Here is a 5,781-nt window from a genome sequence, read left to right as displayed (position 1 = left end):
GGTCGCCGCACACCGCGGCGGGGCTCCCGGTGCGCGCGTTCTCGGCGGCGCGCGCACACCGCGGACTGGTCCGCGACACTGCGGCGGGACTGGTTCCCCCTCAAGCGGTTCCGGTGCCCGCACTGCGTAGCAATACCCGCCCGTCCGGATCCCGCCAGATGCGTACCGTGTTCTGCGCGCCCGGTGACCTGGCTGGCCCGACGGTCACGGTCGGCGTGCTGTCGGCGGTGTCGACGGCTCTGGCCGGGCACCTGCGTGAACTGGGGGACGACCCGTCGCTGCTCGGCGCGGAGGTGCCGATGGCCAAGGCGGGTCCGCGGCTGGCGCACAACCACTTCGGAAACGTCGGCGTCGGGCTCTACCCCGACGCGGAGGTCGGGCAGCGAATACGCCGGATCGTCGCCGACCTGCGGCAGCGGCGCCGCCGGGCCGCCCACCCGGCGATGCGCGCCGAAAGCGCCGCATTCGCCTCGGTCCCGGCGCCGGTACTTCGTTGGGGTGTGCGGCAATTCGACCCCGACGTGCGGTCACCCGCAGTGGCCGGCAACACCGTGGTCTCCAGCGTCAACCGCGGCGCCAAGGACCTTCGATTCGGTGGCGCGCCGGTGCTGCTGACCGCGGGATGTCCGGGCCTGTCACCGATGATGGGGGTGACACACGGCGTGCACGGGATCGGCGACACGATCGCGGTGAGTGTGCACGCAGCGGAGTCGGCGATCGGTGACGTCGACGCATACCTGCTGAGACTCGAACACGCACTGCGGGAACAGGTTTGACCGGCTTGCGCGGCCATGACCTTGTCCATCGACCGGGTGGCCGCCTCGCGGTCGTCACCCATGCCCACCAGCGTGTCGAGTATGAGTGGGCCGAGGATCTGGATCAACCCGTGTCCTTCGTGACCGAAGAAGCCGGCCATCTCGAGCAGCACCGCGCCGTGGTTGATACTCCACAACCGGCCGGCCACGGCCAGTTCGTCGTCGTCGCGGATCCGGCCCGCGACCATCATCCGGTGCACGGCACTGTGCAGTGCACCGAACGAGTTGGCCCATTCGGCACGGTTGGTCGCGCTGCCGGCGACGGTGAGATCTGCCCGGTGGACCGCGACCGACGGCGGGGCGGACGTGCCGAACATCAGCTGGTAGCGCTCCGGGTGGGTGAGGGCGAACCGGTGGTAGGCCAGGCCCATCGCGAGGAAGTCGGCCACCGGGTCGTCGGTCTCGGGCAACTCGGTCAGCGTCCGGGTGAACCGCGCGAACACCTCCACGGCGATGGCGTCGATCAGGCCGGTCATCCCACCGAAGTGCGTGTAGACCGCCATCGTCGAGGTGCCGGTCTCGGCGGCCACGTTGCGCGCGCTGAGCGCGGGTAATCCGTCGCGCTCGAGGATGCGCACACCCGCCTCGACCAGCGAGTCCCGTGGTTCGGTCACGGCTGCCATGTAACCATGACGCTATTATCGGGACGGCTGGTCCCGCACCGCGCGGATCAGCTCACGGCAGCCGGTTCGCGGACTGCCGCGTCCATCTCGGTGAACTCCCGCTCGATGTCGTCGTTCTGCCGAGTGGTCACCAGCGAGACCACGACCGCGACGACCGAACAGGCGATGAAGCCGGGAACGATCTCGTACATCGCGCTGGCCAGGGCTTCGGTTTGGCCCCAGATGCCGACCACCACGGCGCCGGTGATCATGCCGGCGATCGCACCTGCGGAAGTCAGCCTGCGCCAGAACAGCGACAAGATGATCAGCGGGCCGAACGCCGCACCGAAGCCGGCCCAGGCGAAACCGACGAGATCGAGAATCGTCCCGTCCGGGTTCAGCGCGAGGGCGATCGCCACCATCGCGACCGTCAACACACCGAGCCTGCCGTAGTTGACCAATTTTGTTGCGCTGGTTTGCTTGCCGAACGCGCGGTAGATGTCCTCGACAAGAGCCGACGAGCAGACGATCAGCTGCGAGGAGATCGTCGACATGACGGCCGCGAGCACCGCCGCGAGCACGATCCCGGCCACGAACGGGTGGAACATGATCTGGGCGAGCGCAAGGAACACGGTCTCGGGATTGTCGAGTGTTTCACCGCGGTTGAAGAAGTACGCCAGGCCTGCGAATCCGGTGGCGATGGCGCCGAGGGAGCTGAGCACCATCCAGCTGATGCCGATGCGACGACCGGCTTTTGCGTCCGCCGGGGACCGGAGCGCCATGAACCGGACGATGATGTGGGGCTGGCCGAAGTAGCCGAGTCCCCAGGCGGCTGCGGACAGGACGGCCATCACGCTGCCGCCGTAGAACAGCGAGGTGCGGTGGATCTCATCGCCGGGGTCGGCGAGATTGTGCGCGGTGTCTGCGGCCTGGATCGCGTTGACCACCTCACCAGGACCGCCAACGGCGATGATCGTGACCACGGGCACCGCGATGAGGGTGGCGAGCATCAACACCCCCTGCGCGACGTCAGTGAGGGTGGCGCCGAGGAATCCTCCGAAAAGCGTATAGCTCAACGTGGTTCCGGCAACGAGCAGCATGCCGAACAGATACGACGAGCCGAATGTGGTCTCGAAGAACACCCCTCCGGCAACCATGCCGGACGACACGTAGAAGGTGAAGAACACCAGGATGATCACCCCGGCGGCGATCCGCAGGACATGCGAATGGTCACGCAGCCTGTTCTCGAAGAAGCTCGGCACGGTGATCGAGTTGTTCGCGATAAAGGTGTAGGCCCGCAGCCGCGGGGCGACAAAGCGCCAGTTCAGGTACGCGCCTATCACCAGGCCGATGACGATCCACGACTCCCCGAGTCCCGCGGCGTAGATCGCACCCGGCACGCCGAGCAGCAGCCAACCGGACATGTCCGAGGCCCCTGCGGACAGCGCTGCGACACCGGGATGCAGTTTGCGCCCGCCGAGCATGTAGTCGTCCAGATCGCTGGTCTGGCGGTAGGCGTAGTACCCGATCGCGATCATCGCGGCGAAGTACAGCCCGATGGCCAGGATTTGGTACGTGGAGTCGGTCATTGCGGTGTCCTGTTCCCTTGGGAAAGTGCATCGGCCACGTGAGGTAGATCTCAGTAAAGCCGGAAAGGGATGTGAATCATTTGGTGCATTGCATCAGAAATGTCGCCGAGTCTTGTCCGACCGGACAAAGCAAAGTCGGTCGGCTGCCATGTCGTAGGGCGGGTGCGTGCTCGCGCCACGGTTGCCCTCGCTGGATAACGCTGTTATACATGGGTGGCCTATGGCGCTGTTATGGAGAGGGTCGGGCGATGGTGAATCGCTATCTCGAAGGCGCCTTCGCGCCGCTGTCGGAGGAATTCACGCTCACCGACCTCGAGGTGACCGGGACGATCCCCGACCACCTCGACGGTCGTTATCTGCGCAACGGTCCGAACCCCGTCGGCGAGATCGATCCCGACGTCTACCACTGGTTCGTCGGCGACGGGATGGTCCACGGCATCCGCATCCGCGACGGCAGGGCCGAGTGGTATCGCAACCGGTGGGTCCGTGGCCCGCTCGCGGCGGGGGCACTCGGTGAACCGGCGCCGCAAGGGCGGTTCCCGATCTCCGGGGTAGGGGCCAACACCAACGTGATCGGACACGCCGGCAAGACGCTCGCGCTGATCGAATCCGGGGTCGCGAACTACGAGTTGACCGACGAACTCGACACCGTCGGGGTGTGCGACTTCGACGGGACGCTGACCGGCGGCTACACCGCCCACCCCAAGCGGGATCCCGATACCGGGGAACTGCACGCGGTGTCTTACAGCATGTTGCGGGGCAACACCGTGCAGTACTCGGTGATCGGCGCCGACGGCAGGGCGCGGCGCACGGTGGACATCGAGGTCACCGGCAGCCCGATGATGCACGACTTCTCGTTGACCGAGCGTCATGTGGTGTTCTACGACCTTCCGGTCACCTTTGATGTCGCCCAGGCGGCGACCATGGGCGTGCCCCGTGCATTGCGGCTGCCCGCTCGACTGTTGTTGTCCGCAGTGATCGGCCGGGTGCGTGTTCCCGACCCCGTCGCGGCTCGCCGCCCGGCCGGCCGCGCCACCGACCGTCGCTTCCCGTATTCGTGGAACCCGAGGTATCCGGCGCGGATCGGCGTGATGCCGCGCGAGGGCACGAATGCCGACGTGCGCTGGTTCGACGTCGAACCGTGCTACGTCTTCCATCCGATGAACGCCCATGACGACGGTGACACAGTCGTCTGTGACGTCGTGCGTCACCCGAAGATGTTCGACACCGACCATCTCGGCCCCAATGACGGGCCGCCGACACTGGACCGGTGGACCGTCGACCTCGCGGACGGCAACGTCCGCGAATCGCGCATCGACGACCGGGCGCAGGAATTCCCGCGCGTCGACGAGCGGCTGGTCGGCAAGCGGCACCGGTACGGCTATGCACCCACCGTCGGCGAAGGCACCGACGGTGGCGATGTGCTGCTCAAACACGACCTGGTCGGCGGCGACTCCGCACAACGTGGCTTCAGTAAGGGAAAAGCGTTGGGTGAGTTCGTCTTCGCACCCTCGTCCGAGCATGCCGCCGAGGATGACGGGGTGCTGATGGGGTACGTGTACGACCGGTCGACCGACCGCAGCGAACTGGTGATCCTCGACGCCGGCACGCTCTGTGACATCGCCGTCGTCAAACTGCCGCATCGTGTCCCGGCGGGTTTCCACGGCAACTGGGTGCCCGCGGCATAGGTGGGTCGCCCGTGCGCCGAACGTACGGTTGGTGATGGATCTCGGCCGATTCTCATCAGAATGCGTACGCTCCGGCTTGTTTGCCTCAGACCGGCGCGGACGGGTGTGGGCGGCGACGTGACAACGCCGTTTTCCCGGGTCGCTGCGCTCCTGCCCGCCGGCAAGCCCTACATTCTGTTGCATGACTGCCTACGATGTCGGACTCCTGATCCTGCGAGTTGTCCTCGGTCTGACCATGGCCGCGCACGGCTACAACAAGTTCTTCGGCAAGGGCGGGCTGAAGGGCACGGCGGGCTGGTTCGACAGTATGGGCATGAAGCCGGGCATGTTCCATGCGCGGATCGCCGCAGGCACGGAGATGGCGGCAGGTCTGGGTCTGGCGGTCGGTCTGCTCACCCCAATCCCGGCGGCGGGCTTCGTCGCGCTGATGCTGGTCGCGGCGTGGACCGTGCACCGGCCCAACGGCTTCTTCATCGTCAAAGAAGGCTGGGAGTACAACCTGGTGCTGGCCGTGGCGGCAGTCGCTGTCGCGACCCTCGGCGCCGGCAAGCTCAGCCTCGACTACCTGCTGTTCTCCGGTACCGGTGTCTACGACCTGCTGCACGGGTGGTGGGGCCTGGTCATCGCCGTGGCCCTCGGCCTCGCCGGCGGTATCGGACAGCTGGTGATCTTCTACCGGCCGCCGGCCAAGCAAGACGCCTGACCTTCTCCGCGAGAAGACACAAACTCGCACGCTTTCGCGCAAAACTGTGCGATTTTGTGTCTGTTCGCGCCAGGGTGAACTGGAACACGTTCTAGTCTAGTCTGACCGGCATGTTGCGTCCTGGAAGTTGGACTGAACTAGCGGGTGAAAGTCCCGTCCCGGTAGGCACCGGAACGCCGGGTAGCAGGCCCCGGTTCGTCGTTGAGAGGCGGCGGGCTGAGCGGGGTGTCAAAAGCCTCTTCGGAGGGAGCAAGTGCGCGGGCCGTAGCGTTGTGCGAACTCTGCAGCCTCGTCACAGGTACAAGGAGGGAGCCGAGCCGCTCATGTCACGGCGAAGGCCATGTCCGGCGAGCCCTGGTCCGGGGTCAGCTCGTCGGGTCTGTC

Annotated in this window: 4 protein-coding genes and 1 pseudogene; 3 read left to right on the top strand and 2 right to left on the bottom strand. The window is 66.5% G+C overall.

Annotated features, from left to right (window positions below; all coding sequences use genetic code 11):
* Positions 1-776 (top strand): WS/DGAT domain-containing protein (locus tag WA944_RS09060; RefSeq protein WP_526646763.1); only part of this gene is annotated, 776 nt, incomplete at its 5' end.
* A 128-nt stretch (positions 777-904) separates the two neighbouring features.
* Here WA944_RS09060 and WA944_RS09055 read toward each other — a convergent pair.
* Both WA944_RS09055 and putP read right to left on the bottom strand, forming a co-directional pair.
* Positions 905-1,438: pseudogene (locus WA944_RS09055) on the bottom strand (TetR/AcrR family transcriptional regulator); the annotation flags it as partial.
* A 47-nt stretch (positions 1,439-1,485) separates the two neighbouring features.
* Positions 1,486-3,006, bottom strand: coding sequence for a sodium/proline symporter PutP (gene putP / locus WA944_RS09050; RefSeq protein WP_526369764.1), 1,521 nt, complete (start codon positions 3,004-3,006; stop codon positions 1,486-1,488).
* A gap of 248 nt (positions 3,007-3,254) precedes the next feature.
* Here putP and WA944_RS09045 point away from each other — a divergent pair, with 248 nt between their 5' ends.
* Positions 3,255-4,694 (top strand): carotenoid oxygenase family protein, encoded by a 1,440-nt coding sequence (locus tag WA944_RS09045; RefSeq protein WP_526369766.1) that lies wholly within the window; start codon positions 3,255-3,257, stop codon positions 4,692-4,694.
* A gap of 181 nt (positions 4,695-4,875) precedes the next feature.
* Positions 4,876-5,397, top strand: coding sequence for a DoxX family protein (locus WA944_RS09040; RefSeq protein ID WP_526369768.1), 522 nt, complete (start codon positions 4,876-4,878; stop codon positions 5,395-5,397).
* The last annotated feature ends 384 nt before the right edge of the window (positions 5,398-5,781 follow it).

This window comes from Mycobacterium sp. (assembly GCF_049683355.1).
Classification (GTDB): domain Bacteria; phylum Actinomycetota; class Actinomycetes; order Mycobacteriales; family Mycobacteriaceae; genus Mycobacterium.
This window is presented reverse-complemented; position numbering and strand designations above follow the sequence as displayed.

Coding starts and splice junctions, on each gene's coding strand:
- putP (WP_526369764.1), bottom strand. CDS start 3,006: ATGACCGACTCCACGTACCAAATCCTGGCCATCGGGCTGTACTTCGCC.
- WA944_RS09045 (WP_526369766.1), top strand. CDS start 3,255: ATGGTGAATCGCTATCTCGAAGGCGCCTTCGCGCCGCTGTCGGAGGAA.
- WA944_RS09040 (WP_526369768.1), top strand. CDS start 4,876: ATGACTGCCTACGATGTCGGACTCCTGATCCTGCGAGTTGTCCTCGGT.